This is a genomic window from uncultured Abyssibacter sp. (assembly GCF_964000955.1).
In the GTDB taxonomy this organism is placed as follows: domain Bacteria; phylum Pseudomonadota; class Gammaproteobacteria; order Nevskiales; family OUC007; genus Abyssibacter.
On sequence record NZ_CAXFCL010000117.1, the window covers coordinates 1 to 17335 of the forward strand.

Genomic DNA, 17335 nt, shown 5'->3' on the forward strand with positions numbered 1-17335 from the left:
CCTTCGGCTCCTGCCGCTACAAGCTCAAGAGCCTGGAAGCCAACCGCGAACAGTACGAGCGCCTGATCGAGGTGTTCCGCGCACACGACATCGGGTACTTCTTCTACAACGGCGGCGGCGACTCGGCGGACACCTGTCTCAAGGTGTCTCAGCTCGGCGAGGCAATGGGTTATCCCGTCCAGGCGATTCACATCCCCAAGACGATGGACAACGACCTGCCGTTCACCGACTGCAGCCCAGGCTTCGGCTCGGTCGCCAAGTACACGGCGGTGTCGATCCGCGAGGCCGGCTTCGATCTGGAGTCGATGAGCCTGACCTCGACCAAGGTGTTCATCCTCGAGGTCATGGGTCGACACGCCGGCTGGACCGCGGCCGCCGGCGGCCTGGCCGCCGAGGCGGAGGGCGAATCGCCGCATGTCCTGCTGTTTCCCGAGGTCACCTTCGACCCCAAGGCGTTTCTCCAGCGTGTTGACGCCTGCGTGCGGGCCTACGGTTATTGCACCATCGTCGCCTCGGAGGGGATCAAGGACGCAAGCGGCCGCTTCGTCGCCGACGCCGGCACCACCGATGCCTTCGGCCACACCCAGCTCGGCGGCGTGGCCTCGTCACTGGCGGCGCTGATCAAGGCCGAACTGGGGCTCAAGTACCACTACGCCATCGCCGACTATCTGATGCGCTCGGCGCGGCATATCGCCTCGGCGACCGACCTGGAGCAGTCCTACGCCGCGGGCCGCGCCGCGGTGGAGTACGCCATCGCCGGCAAGTCGGGCGTCATGGTCACGATCGAACGCCAATCCGACGAGCCCTATCGATGGACGCTGGGCGAGGCTCCATTGTCGGAAGTGGCCAACGTCGAGAAGACCATGCCCGCCGACTACATTTCCGAGGACGGGTTTCACATCACCGAAGCCTGTCGCCGGTACATGCTGCCCCTGATCCAGGGGGAGCAACCACCACCCTACCGCAACGGCATGCCGCGGTACGTGAGGCTCAGAAAGGTCCGGGTCGAGAAGAAGACCGGCCGCGAGTTCACCCTCTAAGTACATCCCGTTAAGACATCCACTCAACCAGCCAAAGAGAATACTGATGAGTTTTCATTCCATGACGCCCGGCAAGAACGCGCCGGACGAGGTCAACGTCGTCATCGAGATCGCCGCCGAGACCGGCCCCGTCAAGTACGAGATCGACAAGGACAGCGGCGTCCTGATGGTGGACCGCTTCATGAACGTCGCGATGCACTATCCGGCGAACTACGGCTACGTGCCGGCGACGCTTTACGATGACGGCGACCCGGTCGATGTGCTCGTCCTGACCCCGTACCCAATCGTGCCCGGCTGCGCCATCAAGTGCCGCCCGGTCGCCGTACTGCACACCGAGGACGAATCCGGACTGGACGCCAAGATCCTGGCCGTGCCCACCGACAAGGTTTCAACCGGTTTCTACACCGACATCCAGGACGTGGACGACGTCCCCATCCGCCTGCGCAACAAGATCCAGTTCTTCTTCGAGCGTTACAAGGACCTGGAAGACGGCAAGTGGGTCAAGGTCACCGGCTGGGAAGGCGCGGCCAAGGCCAAGGAAGAGATCGCCAAATCGATCGAGGCGTACAAGAACGCCTGATCAGCGGATCGACGGCATGCCGGATCGTGGTGGTTCCCACCCGGTCCGGCGCCTGTCAGGACCCACCACCCGCCGGCCCGGGCAGCCACACGCGGAACGTCGCGCCCTCTCCCGGCTGCGACACCACGTCGATCCGTCCGCTGTGCCGCTCGACGATGCGGGTGCAGAGCGCCAGACCAATCCCGGTACCGGGATAGTCGTCGGCGTTGTGCAGCCTCGCGAACATCTGGAAGATCTGTTCCTGGTACTCCGGCTCGATGCCGATGCCATTGTCCTCCACCCGGACACAGACCTGATCACCGTCTGGCGCCGCTGAAATTCTCACGACCGGGGGAACCCCGGGCCGGGCGAACTTGCAGCCGTTGCTGATCAGGTTCTGGAACAAACGCGTCAGCAAGCCGGCATGCCCCGACACCTGCGGCAGCGGCCCGACCTCGATCGTCGCCGACTGCTGCTCGATCAGCGAACGCAGGCGGTCACTGGCGTCGTCGATCACCTCGGCCAGATCGATGGGCTCGAAGTTCACCTCAACCCGATTGGCGCGCGAGAACTGCAGCAGATCCTCGATCAGGTTGTCCATCTGCGACACGGCTTCCTGGATCAGCTCCAGGAACTCGCGTCCGGAGTCGGACATCGACGCCGCTTCCTTGCGCTGGAGCAAATCCGAAAATCCGGCGATCGTGCGCAGCGGTGCACGCAGATCGTGCGAGGCTGCGTAGGCGAATCGCTCCAGTTCCTCGTTGGACCGGCGCAGCTCGCGATTGCGCTCATGCAGCTCCCGCGCCTTGGCTTCGAGCAGGGTCTCCGCTTCTTCCCGCGCCTTGCGTTCGCGGGCCAGCTTGCGTCGCAGCAGCGGCAGTTCGTCGGACTCGTTCATGCCACCGGCGTGATCTCGAACCGTGCTCTGGTGCCCTGCTCCGACAGATCGGTCATCCGCACCTCCAACGCGTCACCAAAATGCGCGATACACCCCCGAATCAGGCCCAGCGCAAATGGAGCCAGCCAGCGGCTGGACCGGTACACCATCACCAAGCGGCCCTGTTCGCGAACCGGGTACTCGAAATGGGGCAACTCGGCATCGGGATAGAGCTTGACGACTTCCACGTGAATGAACGCTTCGACGGAACCGAGAAATTCGATGGCCGATCCTGCCGACTCAATCAACCCAGGGTAACGGCGTACGAAGACCTCGAACAGATACTCGCCGAATTCGGCCAGAATCATGTCCACCGACCGCCCGGTGTCCCGGGCAAGTTCGGCGACGTATCTCATCATGTCCTGATGGTCGTAGTTGCCGACCGCCGTATAGGCGCCTTCATTCGCAGGCGCCACGGCGTCCAGCAACTGCTCGGACATGCGCAGGCCGTGCCGGTGCTCGACCATGTCGAAAAACTCAGTGAATACGATACCCATCATCGACGACATCCCCGCCCAACAGACCCGATCGCCCGTGACGAACCGGTTGCGACGACAGGCTGAACTTATCGCAGGATCAGGCAAGGACGCGTGAAAGCCAGCCTCGGAAACCCGCTGGTCGCCACCACTCCGTTCATCGGACCGGACGGAGCGTAGCAGCCCGAGGACCATCTCAGGTGAAGACGGGCGGCATGTTATTCTGCTGCACCGCAGCATTCAGACATCGGAGGTCTCAGCCAATGCAGCAACAGACTCCCAGACCATCGGACCAGCATCGTGTCGTGATCGTCGGGGGGGGATTCGGGGGATTGTTCGCGGCCCGTGCACTCGGGCGCAGCGGATACGACGTCACGCTACTGGACAAGCGAAATTTCCACCTGTTCCAGCCACTGCTCTACCAGGTGGCCACCGGCACGCTCACGGTGGGCGACATCTCGACCCAGCAGCGCGTCGTGCTGCGCAAGTACCCGAACGTGCGCACGCTGCTCGGCACCGTCTACGACGTGGACGTGAACCGCCAGATCGTGTTCTACGAAGGCGGCGAGGCACCCTACGACACATTGATCGCCGCCACCGGCGTCAAGCACCACTATTTCGGCAACGACCACTGGCGTGAGCATGCGCCGGGGCTCAAGACGGTCGAGCATGCGCTGGAAATGCGTCACCGGCTGTTCCGCGCCTTCGAGGAAGCGGAAAAGGAACCGGACCCGGAGCGGCGACGCCGGCTGCTGACCTTCGTCATCGTCGGCGGCGGCCCCACCGGCGTCGAGCTGGCGGGCGCACTGGGCGATCTCACGCAGCGAGTCATGGTCGGCAACTTCCGGGCCATCGACCCGCGCGATGCCCGCATCATTCTTGTCGAGGGCACCGACAACATCCTGCCGGCGTATTCGGACAATCTGCGGGACGCGGCAAAGACGATGCTGGAAGAACTCAAGGTCGAGGTCCGCACCAACCGGATGGCCAACGACATCACCGAGAACTCGGTGACGATCCAGGCGCCGGACAAGAGCACGGAGACCATCGAGACCGGCAACGTGCTTTGGGCCGCTGGCGTGACCCTGTCACAGTTCGGCAGGACCCTGGCCGCCCGCACCCAGGGCGAAACGGACAAGCCCGGCCGCCTGGTCGTCAACGAATGCCTGCAAATGCCCAGCCATCCGAACATCTTCGTGATCGGGGATCTGGCCTGTGCACCTGATGGCAAGGGCGGCACGCTGCCCGGGCTGGCCCCGGTGGCCATGCAGCAGGGCCGATACGTCGCCAAACAGCTCAAGCGACAGGCCAAGGGCAAGGCGGCCAAACCGTTCCACTATCACGACAAGGGGTCGATGGCGATCATCGCCCGCTACCGCTGCGTCGGCGAGATCTTCGGCTGGAAGGTCAAGGGCGCCTTCGCCTGGTTGGTGTGGTCGCTCATCCACATCGCCTCACTGATCGAGCCCGATCAGCGAATGACGGTCACCATCCAGTGGCTATCGCGGTTTTTCGGAACCTCGGCGGACCGCCTGATCACCGGCAACCCGCCGAAGACGGCCGACGTTCAGGCCGATCACGGCGTCATCATCGACCGCAAGGCGAGCTGACGACTAGAGCAGCGCGTCAACATTTTCCGGCGGCCGGCCGATCACTGCCCGGTCGCCGGCGACGACGATCGGACGCTCCAGCAGTTTCGGATGCGCCACCAGCAATTCGATCCATTCGGCTTCCGGCCGGTCATCCCCGGCGCTGATGCCCAGCTCCTTCGCCAGCGCTTCCTTGAAGCGGATGATGTCGGTGACGGGCAGGCCCAGCTTGTCGACCATGCCCTTGAGCGTCACCGCATCAGGCGGTGTCTCCAGATAAAGCACCACATCATGCTCGGCAGCGGCATCCTCGATACGAGCCAGGGTCTGCCGGCTCTTGCTGCAGCGGGGGTTGTGGAAAATCGTCAGTGACATGCGTTCGCCCGTCGTCGGTGGGCCGCAGAGTCTAGCGATGCGGGGACGGTCCTTCTAGAACGCATCCTTGCGTCGACGAATCTCGGCAAACGCGTCCGGCAGCGGCGCACCACTCATGCCGACAGCGGCCTGCAGGTCGGCATCGTCGGCACGCAGAAACGGGTTGGTCGCCCGCTCCAGCGCAATGGTCGTGGGCACCGTGAATTCGCCGCGCGCCCGCTGCGCATCCACCGCCTCGGCGCGCTCACGCAATGCCGGATTGTCGCCGTCGACACTCAGCGCGAAGCGAGCATTGGCCTGGGTGTACTCGTGCGCGCAGTAGATCACCGTGTCATCCGGCCATTCGCGCAGCCGCGACAACGAGTTCCACATCTGCTCCGGCGTGCCTTCGAACAGGCGCCCGCAGCCCAGCGCGAAAAGGGTGTCGCCAACAAACGCCTTATGCTCGTCGGCGAAGTGGTAGACGATGTGCCCCAGCGTATGCCCCGGCGTGTGGAGCACCTCCGCCCGACACTCGCCGACCATCACCTCGTCGCCCTCGTCGACCGTCTGGTCGATGCCGGGAATTCGGTCGGCCTCGTGAGCGGGACCGATGATCCGGCAGCCGTAACGGGCCTTGAGCATCGTGTTGCCACCGACATGATCGGGATGCCAGTGCGTGTTCAGAATCCAGTCCAGCGACCAGCCCAGGTCATCGAGCTGGCGGGCGATGGCATCGCCGTCCGGCGTGTCGATGCAGGCGACACAACCGGTCGCGTCGTCACGAATCAGGAAACAGTAATTGTCTGACAGACAAGGAAATTGATGGACTTGCAACATCCGCGACCCGACATGTCGGAAAACTTGCCTCCATGCTAGCGCGAGCTTGGGCGTCCGTATAATTCCCGCTTTGCGCAACGCGCATCCGGACAAACCAAGGTTCCCATCGTGATCACCCTGAATCAGGTCGCCCTGCGCCGCGGCCCCCGCAAGCTGCTCGACAACGTCACCATGACGCTGTCGGCCGGTCAGCGCGTGGGCATCGTCGGCCGCAACGGCACCGGAAAATCCAGCCTGTTCTCGCTGATCCTGGGTGAAATCGACTCGGATGCCGGCGAACTCCAGGTGCCGGCCGGTCTGACCATCGCCAGCGTCAGCCAGGAGATCACCGACCGCGACCGCAGCGCGCTGGACTACGTGCTGGACGGCGACGCCGAACTGCGCGAGGTGCAACGCGCCGTGGCCGACGCCGAAGCCGCCGGCGACGTTCAGGCCATCGCCACCGCCCACGAGCGCATGTACGCGGTGGACGGCTATGCCGCCGAGTCACGCGCGGCCCGTCTGCTCGACGGGCTGGGCTTCGACGCCGATGTCATCGGTAACCCGGTCGGCGCCTTCTCCGGCGGCTGGCAGATGCGCCTGCATCTCGGCCGCGCGCTGATGTGCCGCTCCGATCTGCTGCTGCTGGACGAACCAACCAACCATCTCGACCTGGACGCCGTGTTCTGGTTGCAGGAATGGCTGCGCGCCTACGGCGGCACCCTGCTGGTGATCTCGCACGACCGCGAATTTCTCGACGCAACCACCACGCACACGGTTCATCTGGTCGGTCAGACCGCGACGCTGTTCACCGGCAACTACTCGACCTTCGAGGCCACGCTGGCGCAGCAGCGCATGCAGCAGGCCGCGGCTCACGCGGCTCAGGAAAAGCAGCGGGCGCACATGCAGAAGTTCGTCGACCGCTTCAAGGCCAAGGCCTCCAAGGCGCGCCAGGCACAAAGCCGCCTGAAGCAGATGGAGCGCATGCAGGTCGCCGAACCGGCGCACTGGGATTCCCCGTTCTCCTTTGAATTCCCCACGCCGGATCGCCTGCCCTCGCCGCTGATCCGCATCGACGACGCCAGCGTGGGCTACGGGAACAAGCCGGTGCTCTCGCAGCTCAAGCTGGACATCCAGCCCGGCGACCGCATCGGCCTGCTGGGTCGCAATGGCGCCGGCAAATCCACGCTGATCAACCTGCTCTGCGACGGCCCGGTGCAGTCCACCGGCGTGATCCAGCGTCATCAGTATCTGCGGATCGGCTATTTCGCCCAGCACCAGGTCGATCAGCTCGACATGGACGCCAGCCCGCTGCTGCACCTGCAACGCGACGACCCCAAGGCCAGCACCCAGGCGCTCAGAAACTTTCTGGGCGGCTTCGACTTTCGCGGCGACCGCGTGCTGGAACCGGTCGGCCCGTTGTCGGGCGGTGAGAAAGCTCGGCTCTGCCTGGCCCGCATCGTCTACCAGCAGCCGAACCTGCTGCTGCTGGATGAGCCGACGAACCATCTGGACCTGGACATGCGTCACGCGCTGGAGCTGGCGTTGCAAAGTTTCGAAGGGGCGATGGTGCTGGTGTCGCATGACCGCCATCTGGTCGCCGCGACCTGCGACAAGCTGTGGCTGATCGCCCATGGCCGCCAGTCGGAATTCTCAGGCGACCTGGACGACTACGGTCGCTGGCTGCGCAGTGGCGCGAGCAACGAAAACCGCCAACGAGCTTCCGAAGCCGCGTCAGAAACGGCACCACCCTCCGATGGCCGGCGCCGCGACGTGACGGCGCAGCGCAAGGCCATGGCCAAACCGATGCGCCAGCAACTCAAGCGCGCCGAGGAAACCATGGCCCGCCTGCAACGGGAGCTGGCCGAACTCGACGGCCTGCTCGCCGACGCCGATCTCTATCAGCGCGAACCGGACCGCGCCGAACGCCTGGGTCGCAAGCGCGGCGAAACCGCCGAGGCGCTGGAAACGGCCGAAGCGCAATGGCTCGAAGCCGCCGAAGTGCTGGACCAGGAGGATTCGACGGTGTGAGTCCGGGGGAGCGTGCAATGCTGAAGAAGCGACTGTCGGACACGCTTGGCGACCTGGAAACCGCGGAGCGGGAAGCCGTGGAGGCCGCCCGACCGGTGGAGCTGGACCAGACCCGGCAGGGGCGCCTGTCCCGCATGGATGCAATGCAGGCCCAGTCCATGGCCAGCGCCAGCCTGCAACGCCTGCGCCAGCAACTCGCGGCCACCCGTCGGGCGTTGCGACGCGTCGACCAGGATGACTTCGGCGAATGTCAGGATTGCGGCGAGCCGATTCCGTCAGGACGTCTGCTGGCCAATCCCGCGGTCACGCGCTGCCTGCGCTGCGCGGAATCCGCCGAAACCGGCTGACTTCAGCCCCGCAATCCGCTCGTCGGCAAGGCATTCGGCGAGGCTCCTGCCTTCGCTACGGTGATGCCTGCGACCAAGGTCGAAATGACAAAGCCGGGGATCGGCCTATGCTCTGATCCAAACCGGCCAAGACCGATGAGGTGGAGACATGGTAGGCGAGGTACATGCACGGGAACTGCGGCATTCACTGAACGATCCCGACGCATTCTGGGCACGGCAGGCGGAAGCCCTGCACTGGGACCAGCCCTGGAACACGGTGCTCAGGACCGAGAGCGACGAGGACTACGCCTGGTTCCCGGGCGGGCAGCTCAACACCTGTTTCAACGCCCTGGACCGCCATGTCGATGCTGGCAGGGGTGACCAGGCCGCGCTGATTTACGACAGCCCGGTCACCGGCTCGCACCGTCAGTACAGTTACGCCGAACTGCGCGACGAGGTCGCCCGATTCGCCGGCGCGCTGCGCAACGAAGGCGTCGAGGCTGGCGACCGCGTGATCATCTACATGCCAATGGTGCCGGGGGCGGTGATCGCCATGCTGGCCTGCGCACGCATCGGCGCCGTGCACTCCGTCGTGTTCGGCGGCTTCGCCCCGCCGGAGTTGGCGAAGCGTGTTGACGACGCCAAGCCGGCGCTGATCGTCACCGCGACCTGCGGGATTGAACCCAACCGCACCATTCCCTATCTGCCGCTGCTGGACGAAGCACTGGAGATCGCCGAACACCCGGTGCCGCGCTGCATCGTGTTGCAGCGGCCCGAATGCGATCATCCGCTCAAGCCGGGCCGCGACATCGACTGGTACGCCGCCTGCGAGGCCGCCGAACCGGCCGACTGCCTGCCGGTCGACGCAACCCATCCGCTCTACATTCTTTACACCTCCGGCACCACCGGTAAGCCGAAGGGCGTGGTTCGGGATCACGGCGGTCATGCCGTGGCGATGCACTACTCCATGGGCACCGTCTATGACAGCCATCCGGGCGACGTGTACTGGGCAGCCTCGGATGTCGGCTGGGTTGTCGGGCATTCCTACATCGTCTACGCGCCGCTGATCCGCGGCTGCACCAGCATCCTCTACGAAGGCAAGCCGGTCGGCACGCCCGATGCCGGCGCCTTCTGGCGCGTCATCGACCAGTACAAGGTCAACGTGCTGTTCACCGCGCCGACGGCGCTGCGGGCGATCAAGAAGGAAGACCCGCGCGGCGAACATCTGGGCAACCACGACATCGGCAGCCTGCGCGGGCTTTATCTGGCCGGCGAGCGCTCGGATCCGGACACCATCGCCTGGGCCCAGCAACACCTGAAGGTGCCGGTGGTCGATCACTGGTGGCAGACGGAAACCGGCTGGGCCGTGGCCGCGAACTGCCGTGGTCTGGAGCCGCTGCCGATCAAGCCCGGCTCGGCCAGCGTGGCCGTTCCGGGTTACGACATCCGGGTGCTGGATGACGCCGGAGAACCGGTCCCGGCCGGCCACATCGGCAACATCGTGCTCAAGCTGCCACTGCCGCCCGGCACGCTGAGTACGCTTTGGAACAACGAGGACGGCTACCGCGACAATTACCTGAGCCGCTTTCCGGGCTACTACCTGACCGGTGACGCCGGATTCATCGACGAGGACGGCTATTTGTCGATCATGTCCAGGATCGACGACATCATCAATGTCGCCGGCCACCGGCTGTCGACAGGGGCGATGGAAGAGGTTCTGGCCGCCCACCCGGATGTCGCGGAAGCCGCGGTGATCGGCGCCGCCGACGCGCTGAAGGGACAGTTGCCGGTCGGGCTGGTCGTGCTCAAGTCGGGGGTCGACCGTGACGAGGCCACCGTCTGCCAGGAACTGGTCGCGGCCGTGCGCGCCAGCATCGGCGCAGTGGCCTGCTTCCGCACCGTGGGTGTCGTGAAACGCCTGCCCAAGACCCGTTCGGGCAAGGTGCTGCGCGGCGCCATGCGCAAGCTGGCCAACGGCGAGCCCTGCCCGGTTCCGGCCACGGTCGACGACCCGGCGATTCTCGATGAAATCCGTGAGGCGCTGGCCGATCTGGGCTACCCGAAGACGGACCGCAGCGCCGCCGCCTGAGCCGGTGGCGGCTACTCGTCGTCTTCCTCGACCCGGAACAGGCGCCAAACGCCCGGAACGCCCTTGAGGCGCTTCGGGCCGCGGTGCCGGAAGATCAGCCCGGAACCCACGACTAGGTCGCGCACCGTGCGTGACACCCAGATTTCGCCCGGCGCTGCCTCGGCGGCGATGCGGGCGCCGATGTGCACGGTCAGACCGCGCACGGCGTCGTCGGAAACCTCGCACTCGCCAGCATGAATCCCCGCCCGAACCGTCAGTTCGATTTGCGCCACCGCGTCGCGCACCGCGCGGGCGCAGTGGATCGCCGGCGTCGGCCCTGACAGCACGGCGAACAGCCCGTCGCCGGATTCATCGATGATCCGCGCGCCGTAACGCGCCAGCTCGCGCTCGACGATGGAATAGAAGTTCGCCAGCCGGTTGCGCCATTCGGCATCGCCCAGCTCGCTGGCCGTCTCGGTGGAGCGCACGATGTCGACGAACAGAATCGTCTGCAACACCCGATCGGCCTGGGTCTGATCCTGGCGGCCGGTGAGAAAGGCCTCGATGCGCCGCAGCACGGTGTCACCGCCCTGGTACAGAAAGAACGCGTCACCGCCGTCCAGCATCAGCAGTTCGGCGTTGGGTAGCGTGTCGCGCAGGTAGGTCGCATGCGCCGCCTTGATCACGGCGTAGTCGCGATGGTGCACGACCAGCACCGGGCAGTGGATCTGCGGCAGCAGATGACGCACATCGCAGCGCGCGAAATAGCTCAACTGGGCAGCGGCGGCCGACGGCGTGGCCGCCGAACGCTGGAAACGCGCCGCCTTCTGGGCGAAATGATGATCGTTCTCGCCGCGACTGGGCAACGCAAAGCCGGACAGCTTCTCCGTGCCCCAATGCTCACGCACCAGCGTGGCGAGTTTGGCGAGCGCAGCCTCCTCCTCGCCGTCGGGAAACGCGTCATCGGCCAGCAGACAGGCCGTGGCATTGCCCAGCACCATCGCGGTGATCCGTTCCGGGTGGCGGCAGGCGAGCATGATGCCCAGCGGCGCGGCGTCACGCTCCACGAACAACGCGGCTGCTTGCGATCCGACCTCGTCCAGCACGGCGAGCAGATCATCGGACCAGTCCTCCAGCGACGGCAACGCTTCGCTGGGCAGCCCCTCGGAGATGCCAACCCCGCGCCGGTCCACCAGGATCAGACGGGAGAACGCCGCCAGCCGTGCCAGGTAACGCTCGGCTTCGGGATAGTCCCAGACCAGTTCAAGGTGGGACAGCAGGCCACCGCAATAAAGCAGGTCCACCGGGCCTTCGCCGATGACCTGGTAGGCGACATCGCCCCCGTGAGACTGGACGTAGCGGGTTTGCGGATACATGGATTCTCCCAACGACCCGGGAGCATACCGAAGCCGCCGACGCGCGACTGTCGCCGTTCCGAAGCGCGCGCCTGGTCAGCCCGACCAACGCGACCGCCGACGCTCAGCCGTAAATGACGCTTAGTCGTAAATGATGTAGCGCCGATTCCGCTCGATCAGCGATTCGCCAACGTAAGGCACCCGCGACAGGTCCGCCTCGGAACGGAACGGACCGTTGTCCCGCCGATGCTGGACGATGCGCTGCGCCAGCGGGCGGCTGACGCCCTCCAGTTCGCTGCTGATGGTCTGGGCGTCTGCCTTGTTGATGTAAACCGCGCCGGCCTGCGCGGTGTTGAACAACAGCAGCGCAAACAGCAAAAACACGCTGACTCGCATAGCGCCTGCCCTCGGGGTCCATCCCCAGTTGATTGGCTCAACCACGAACTACGAAAAACCGCCCGAAAACCGGACACCGGTCGTCAGTGGCCGGGATCGTTAAACTGCGCGGATGACCACGTTCCTCTGGCACGACTACGAAACCTTCGGCGCCAACCCGCGCTTCGATCGTCCGGCCCAGTTCGCCGCCATCCGCACCGACACCGACCTGAACCCGATCGGCGAGCCGATCGAGTGGTTCTGCAAGCCGCCGACCGATCAGCTGCCCAGCCCCGAGGCCTGCCTGATCACCGGCATCACGCCGCAGATGGCGGAGGAACGCGGCGTCATCGAGCCCGAATTCATCCGTCTGGTGCTGGGAGAACTCGGCGCGCCCGGCACCATCGGCGTCGGCTACAACAGTCTGCGCTTCGACGACGAGGTCACCCGCCACACGGCCTGGCGGAACTTCCACGATCCCTATGCCCGTGAATGGCGCAACGGCTGCGGCCGCTGGGACATCATCGACATGGTGCGCCTGACCTACGCGTTGCGTCCGGAGGGCATCGAGTGGCCGCTGCGCGAGGACGGGCAGCCCAGCTTCAAGCTTGAACACCTGGCCATGGCCAACCATCTGGAGCAGCAACAAGCGCACGACGCCGTCTCCGATGTCCGCGCCACCATCGCGCTGGCCGGGCTGATCCGTGACCGGCAACCGCGCCTCTACGACTTCGTCTGGGGCAATCGGGACAAGGCGTCGGCGCGCCGCATGCTGGACCTGGACAACCATGTGCCGGTGCTCCACATCTCGGAGAAGTTTCCGGCGGCGCAGGGCTGCCTGAGCCTGGTCATGCCGATCTGCCCGCACCCGACCAACGGCAACGCGGTCATCGCCTATGACCTGCGCCAGGACCCGCAGGCGCTGATCGACCTGCCGGCGGTCGACGTACACGAGCGCATCTTCACGCCACGGGCCGACCTGCCCGAGGATGTCGAACGGATCGCGCTGAAAGGCATCCACGTCAACCGCGCGCCGGTCCTGGTCCCTGTGAACACGCTGAAACCGGATCAGGCCGAGCGGCTGGCGCTGGACCTGGACCAGTGTCGCCAGCACTGGAAGCGGCTCGCCGACTCGCTGGACAGCGTGGCCGAGAAGGTCTCGGCGGTGTTCGCCATGGCCGAGTTCGACGCGCCCAACGATCCCGAACAGGACCTTTACGGCGGCTTCGTCGACAACGACGACCGGCGCCTTTGCGACCGAGTACTGCAGATGGCGCCGGCGGAGTTCGACGGCCTGGAACTGCCGTTCCGCGACAAGCGGCTGCACGACCTGCTGCTGCGCTACCGCGGACGCTACTACCCGGAATCACTGAACGATGCCGAGCGAGACGAGTGGAACCAGTTCCGCAGCAACCGACTGGAGTTCGCGCCCGACGGCGGCCTGAGCCTCGGCGACTTCGACGAGACGATCACGCTGCTTCGAGCCCGCTGCGCCGACGAGCCGACAGCGATCGAGGTGCTCGAGGCCTTGTCGGACTGGGGTCGCCAGCTGACGGACTCGCTTTAGGCACCCTGGAGCATTCGCGCAAACGCGGCAGGGCGGCCACCGCTCAGGCGGGTTCGGCCATCTTCTCCAGGCGCTTGGCGTCGAGAACCCGAACCTTGCCGTAGGCAATATCAAGCACGCCCTCGGCCTCCAGCGCCTTGAGCTCCCTGGACACGCTGGGCCTCGTCGAGGCAACCATGCGCGCCAGCTCCTCCTGCGGCAGGTGCAGGCCGATCTCGATGGCGCCGTCGTCGGCTTCACGCCCGTGAAGCTGAGCCAGTTCGGTCAGGCGATAGGCAATGCGGCCCCGTAGCGGAAGAAACGCCGCGCTTTCGATGTAGCCGAAGCTGCGGCGCAGCTTCCGGCACAGCATGCGCAGGAAATGCGGATAGAGGCCCGGCTCGCGCTCCAGCAGCGCACGAAAGTCGGCCTTGGGAATCACCAGGACCGCCGCGGGCCCCTGCGCCGCGCCGTCATGCGTGCGCGGCAGATCATCGAACATGGAAATTTCGCCGAACCAGGCGCCGGGTTCGAACAACTGGACCAGCAGTTCGCGGCCATCGGCACCGGTGCTGCTGATACGGATGCGACCGCTCATGACACCGTAGAGGCCGTCCGCCTCGTCGCCCTGCGAGAACAGGCGCTCGCCATCCTGCAGTCGCCGCAGGCGCGCAAGCTTGACCAGCCGCTCGACCACCTCCGGCGGCAGCTCCCGAAACCACTCGCTGGACGCAATCAGCGCCTTGGCCGCACCGCGATCCATGCTCATCGGCAAAAGTCTCCTCAATTGTCATCCAGGTGACAGATTGTCAGCCGCCCGGCCGGCACTCTACGGTTCACATCATCCCCAGGAGACACCCGAGATGCGGACACGACAGGAACTTCTGCAAGCCTATCAGCGTGATCACCAGAATCCGACCAACCAGCTGATTCACATGATCTGCGTGCCGTTCATCGTCTTTTCGACGCTGGGTCTGCTGTGGTGCATCCCGGTGGGCGGCTGGCTGGGCCTGGACCCCTCCATCGCCGAATTCGTCAACGTGGCGACCATCGGCGCGCCGTTCGCAGGCGCGTTCTACCTCAAGCTGTCACTGCGCAGCGCGGTCGTCATGACAGGCTGGTACGCCCTGTCGGTGCTGGGCATCCTCGCGCTGGGCGGCTCCGGCTGGTTGCTGGCCGGCGTGTCCGCGGCGATCTGGATCACCGCCTGGGCGATCCAGTTCTACGGCCACGAGGTCGAGGGCGCCAAGCCGTCATTCGGCGAAGACGTGGTCTTTCTGCTGATCGGGCCGCTGTTCGTGATGGAGAAGGTCTACCGCCGGCTGGGCATGCGGACCACGCCGCTGCGAAGCCCGGCGCATTAAGTCTCTTCAGACTAGGCGCTGACGAACCGCCCCAGCGGTCGCAGCGCCGGCACCTGCTCGGCGATCACCTTGGTCGCCGCCAGCAGGGGCACGGCGATCAGCACGCCGGGAATGCCCCAGATCGTGCCCCAGAAAAGCACGTACACGAACAGCATGATCGGGTTCAGCGCCAGCCGGCGCCCGTGCACGAACAGCTCGAACACGTTGCCGTAAACGGTGATGAACGCCAGATACACGATTGGCGGCGCGACCATCATCCACAGCGGATCGTAGGCCAGGACCCCCAGCGTAAGCAGGATCGCGACCACCACGGTGTTCCCCACGTAGGGAATGAAGCGCAGCAGGCCGGCGACCATGCCCCACAGAATCGGGTCCTCGAAACCGGCGGCCCACAGACCAACGCTGACGACCAGCGCAACGCCGAGATTGAGCAGGAGCATGGTGCCGAGATAGCGCGCCAGGTGAGCCTCCAGTGCCCGGACCGTGACGACAATACGGCGCTGCGCGGAGAATCCCGCCGCAAGTTGAACCAGCTTGCGCAGTAACAGATCACCGGTGGCCAGCAACACGTAGAGCAGGATCAGCGTGATCCCGGTAAGCCCCGCCGCCGTCTTCGCACCCTCCGCGAGCTGCGCCGTGACGGTCGAATCCGCCTGCTGGACGATGATGGGACGTTTGCCATCCTCCCCGGTGGCGGTGATCTCGCTGACGGCCTCAGTCGCCTTCTTCACGTCGGCAAGATCGCCCTCCCCCTGAGATCGCAACTCCTGAATCGATCTCGGAGCGGTTTCCAGCCAGTGGAGCATGGGATCGTAGGCGGCATACACGAACAGACCCACCAGCCCGACCAGCGACACCACGACGAAGCCTGCGGACACCGGCGCCGGCAGCCCCACTCGCCGCAATCGGGCGATGACCGGCCGCAGCGTCACGTTCAGCAACAGGGCCAGCACAATGGGCAACAGCACATCCCGGCCCACACGCAGCAGACTCAGAATCAGGATCACCAGAATGGCGACCTGCACCCCGTAGATGGGCCCGCGCTCGCGCACGGCGGTCATGGGTTCGCTCACCTACCAGGCTCCGGCACGTGGTGAGGCGCTGAGCGTATACGTCACCCAAAGCGCCACGCCCAGCAACACGCCCCCGGTGATCAGGCTGTGCCAGAAGCCCGGCGGTCGATCGAATCGCGCCGAATACCAGCGGACAACCGGCGGCAGACGCCAAAGCCCCGCGCCCAGCGCGAACGCCAGCAACACGGCGAATGGCGGCAGCATGAATATGAGAATGCCCGGATAACGGGGCACGACCAGCGCCATGCCGATCGCGATCACCAGCACGAAGGCGATATGCGTGCTGCGCGCCTTGGCGCGGGCCGCGGCGCGCATCCGGCGCCGCTGTTTCGCCATCCGCCGCCGGATGGTCTCCGCGGACTCGCTCGCCAGCCTGTCGGGATCACTCATCCGCCTATTCCAACACGGTAGCGCGGTCGACCGCACGCGGATTCGCTGTGCAATTCAGCGGAACGGCTGGCGGTGAGTCCTGTCGCATTCATACAGGCGGTTCATACCTCACGCCGCTGACATCCGAGTTTCACCCGCAAGGAGGAACAATGACATCTCAGCACAGCAATACCGTGGCCATTCTCGCAACCAACGGCTTCGAGCAGGTCGAACTGACCTCCCCCAGGGAAGCGCTCGAAGCCGCGGGCATCGCCACGCGAATCGTTTCCGACCAGGACGACGCCATCCAAGGCATGCACCACGCCGAGAAGGGTGACCGGTTCCCGGTCGACCAGCTGCTCGGTGAGGCCGACGCGAGCAACTACGACGCCATCGTCATCCCCGGCGGCCTGTTCTCTCCCGACGCACTGCGTACCAACGAACAGGCCCTTTCTTTCGTCCGTGACTTCTTCGATCAGAAGAAGGTCGTCTCCGCGATCTGTCACGGTCCGCAGGTGCTGATCAGCGCCGACGTCGTCGAAGACCGTGACATGACCGCGGTCCCCGCGGTGCAGGTCGACCTGCGCAACGCCGGTGCCATCGTTTATGACCAGGAGATGGTCTGCGATCAGGGCCTGGTGACCTCGCGCGTCCCCGGTGACCTGGCGACCTTCAACGCCAAGCTGGTCGAGGAAATCGAGGAAGGACGCCACAAGGCGCAACAGCAAAGCGTGGCCTGATCAACCCCACGACCCAAAACCGCCGACACGACGTCGGCGGTTTTTTTGCCCTACTTTTTCACGATCACCCAGACCGCGTGGATGATGCCGGGCACGTAACCCAGCAGGGTCAGCAGGATGTTGATCCAGAAATGCAGGCCGATACCAACCTGCAGGAACACGCCGACCGGCGGCAGAATGATAGCGAGCAGAATGCGGATCACGTCCATGTATTCGATCTCACGGAAACAGGCTGCCCAGCATAGCCTGCATCCGGAGTCCCGGCCCACGACGGTCGACACTCGACACCGCGCGGGGACCATGCCCGGCAACCG

At 65.4% G+C, this 17335-nt stretch carries 19 protein-coding genes; 9 read left to right on the top strand and 10 right to left on the bottom strand.

Annotated features, from left to right (window positions below; all coding sequences use genetic code 11):
- Both ABNS06_RS05355 and ppa read left to right on the top strand, forming a co-directional pair.
- Positions 1-1040: 6-phosphofructokinase (locus tag ABNS06_RS05355; protein WP_348673053.1), on the top strand; the 1040-nt coding region annotated here is incomplete at its 5' end.
- 46 nt (positions 1041-1086) lie between these two features.
- A complete protein-coding gene (gene ppa / locus ABNS06_RS05360) occupies positions 1087-1620 on the top strand; it encodes an inorganic diphosphatase (protein ID WP_348673054.1) in 534 nt (177 codons plus the stop codon).
- A 55-nt stretch (positions 1621-1675) separates the two neighbouring features.
- Here the strand turns inward: ppa and ABNS06_RS05365 are convergent, their stop codons facing one another.
- On the bottom strand, positions 1676-2497 hold the full coding sequence (locus ABNS06_RS05365; protein WP_348673055.1) for an ATP-binding protein: 822 nt from the start codon (positions 2495-2497) through the stop codon (positions 1676-1678).
- A complete protein-coding gene (locus ABNS06_RS05370) occupies positions 2494-3207 on the bottom strand; it encodes a heme NO-binding domain-containing protein (RefSeq protein ID WP_348673056.1) in 714 nt (237 codons plus the stop codon). Before ABNS06_RS05370 ends, ABNS06_RS05365 begins: the two co-directional genes overlap by 4 nt.
- Before the next feature lie 68 nt (positions 3208-3275).
- On the opposite strand from ABNS06_RS05370, the gene ABNS06_RS05375 reads away from it, so the two are divergent.
- Positions 3276-4622, top strand: coding sequence for an NAD(P)/FAD-dependent oxidoreductase (locus tag ABNS06_RS05375; RefSeq protein ID WP_348673058.1), 1347 nt, complete (start codon positions 3276-3278; stop codon positions 4620-4622).
- Between the two features lie 3 nt (positions 4623-4625).
- Here ABNS06_RS05375 and arsC read toward each other — a convergent pair whose 3' ends face one another.
- Positions 4626-4976 (bottom strand): arsenate reductase (glutaredoxin), encoded by a 351-nt coding sequence (gene arsC, locus ABNS06_RS05380; RefSeq protein WP_348673059.1) that lies wholly within the window; start codon positions 4974-4976, stop codon positions 4626-4628.
- Positions 4977-5030: 54 nt separating this feature from the next.
- A complete protein-coding gene (gloB, locus tag ABNS06_RS05385; RefSeq protein ID WP_348673060.1) occupies positions 5031-5795 on the bottom strand; it encodes a hydroxyacylglutathione hydrolase in 765 nt (254 codons plus the stop codon).
- A 108-nt stretch (positions 5796-5903) separates the two neighbouring features.
- Between gloB and ABNS06_RS05390 the strand changes: the two genes are divergently transcribed.
- The 3 genes from ABNS06_RS05390 (at position 5904) to ABNS06_RS05400 (ending at position 10220) form a co-directional block, all read left to right on the top strand.
- Entirely contained in the window at positions 5904-7805 is a 1902-nt protein-coding gene (locus ABNS06_RS05390; protein ID WP_348673061.1) for an ATP-binding cassette domain-containing protein, read from the top strand.
- Positions 7806-7822: 17 nt separating this feature from the next.
- On the top strand, positions 7823-8152 hold the full coding sequence (locus ABNS06_RS05395; protein WP_348673063.1) for a TraR/DksA family transcriptional regulator: 330 nt from the start codon (positions 7823-7825) through the stop codon (positions 8150-8152).
- A 148-nt stretch (positions 8153-8300) separates the two neighbouring features.
- Positions 8301-10220, top strand: a complete 1920-nt coding sequence (locus ABNS06_RS05400) for a propionyl-CoA synthetase (protein ID WP_348673064.1) — start codon at positions 8301-8303, stop codon at positions 10218-10220.
- 11 nt (positions 10221-10231) lie between these two features.
- Here the strand turns inward: ABNS06_RS05400 and ABNS06_RS05405 are convergent, their stop codons facing one another.
- Both ABNS06_RS05405 and ABNS06_RS05410 read right to left on the bottom strand, forming a co-directional pair.
- Positions 10232-11575 carry an adenylate/guanylate cyclase domain-containing protein gene (locus tag ABNS06_RS05405; protein ID WP_348673065.1) on the bottom strand — a complete coding sequence of 448 codons (1344 nt, stop codon included), beginning with the start codon at positions 11573-11575 and terminating at the stop codon, positions 10232-10234.
- 120 nt (positions 11576-11695) lie between these two features.
- Complete coding sequence (locus ABNS06_RS05410; RefSeq protein ID WP_348673066.1) at positions 11696-11938, bottom strand: helix-hairpin-helix domain-containing protein; 243 nt, start codon at positions 11936-11938, stop codon at positions 11696-11698.
- Between the two features lie 124 nt (positions 11939-12062).
- Here ABNS06_RS05410 and sbcB point away from each other — a divergent pair, with 124 nt between their 5' ends.
- Positions 12063-13496 (top strand): exodeoxyribonuclease I, encoded by a 1434-nt coding sequence (sbcB, locus tag ABNS06_RS05415; RefSeq protein WP_348673067.1) that lies wholly within the window; start codon positions 12063-12065, stop codon positions 13494-13496.
- 43 nt (positions 13497-13539) lie between these two features.
- Here sbcB and ABNS06_RS05420 read toward each other — a convergent pair whose 3' ends face one another.
- Positions 13540-14244, bottom strand: coding sequence for a Crp/Fnr family transcriptional regulator (locus tag ABNS06_RS05420; RefSeq protein WP_348673068.1), 705 nt, complete (start codon positions 14242-14244; stop codon positions 13540-13542).
- Between the two features lie 94 nt (positions 14245-14338).
- Here ABNS06_RS05420 and ABNS06_RS05425 point away from each other — a divergent pair, with 94 nt between their 5' ends.
- The gene (locus tag ABNS06_RS05425; protein WP_348673069.1) at positions 14339-14839 is read left to right on the top strand and encodes an Mpo1-like protein; all 501 of its coding nucleotides are present in this window, start codon (positions 14339-14341) and stop codon (positions 14837-14839) included.
- 11 nt (positions 14840-14850) lie between these two features.
- Here ABNS06_RS05425 and ABNS06_RS05430 read toward each other — a convergent pair whose 3' ends face one another.
- Positions 14851-15912, bottom strand: a complete 1062-nt coding sequence (locus tag ABNS06_RS05430; RefSeq protein ID WP_348673070.1) for an AI-2E family transporter — start codon at positions 15910-15912, stop codon at positions 14851-14853.
- The gene (locus ABNS06_RS05435) at positions 15913-16302 is read right to left on the bottom strand and encodes a hypothetical protein (RefSeq protein WP_348673071.1); all 390 of its coding nucleotides are present in this window, start codon (positions 16300-16302) and stop codon (positions 15913-15915) included.
- A 149-nt stretch (positions 16303-16451) separates the two neighbouring features.
- Between ABNS06_RS05435 and ABNS06_RS05440 the strand changes: the two genes are divergently transcribed.
- Complete coding sequence (locus ABNS06_RS05440; RefSeq protein ID WP_348673073.1) at positions 16452-17021, top strand: type 1 glutamine amidotransferase domain-containing protein; 570 nt, start codon at positions 16452-16454, stop codon at positions 17019-17021.
- Positions 17022-17071: 50 nt separating this feature from the next.
- On the opposite strand, the gene ABNS06_RS05445 is transcribed toward ABNS06_RS05440, so the two are convergent.
- Entirely contained in the window at positions 17072-17230 is a 159-nt protein-coding gene (locus ABNS06_RS05445; RefSeq protein ID WP_348673074.1) for a YqaE/Pmp3 family membrane protein, read from the bottom strand.
- Positions 17231-17335 lie beyond the last annotated feature (105 nt).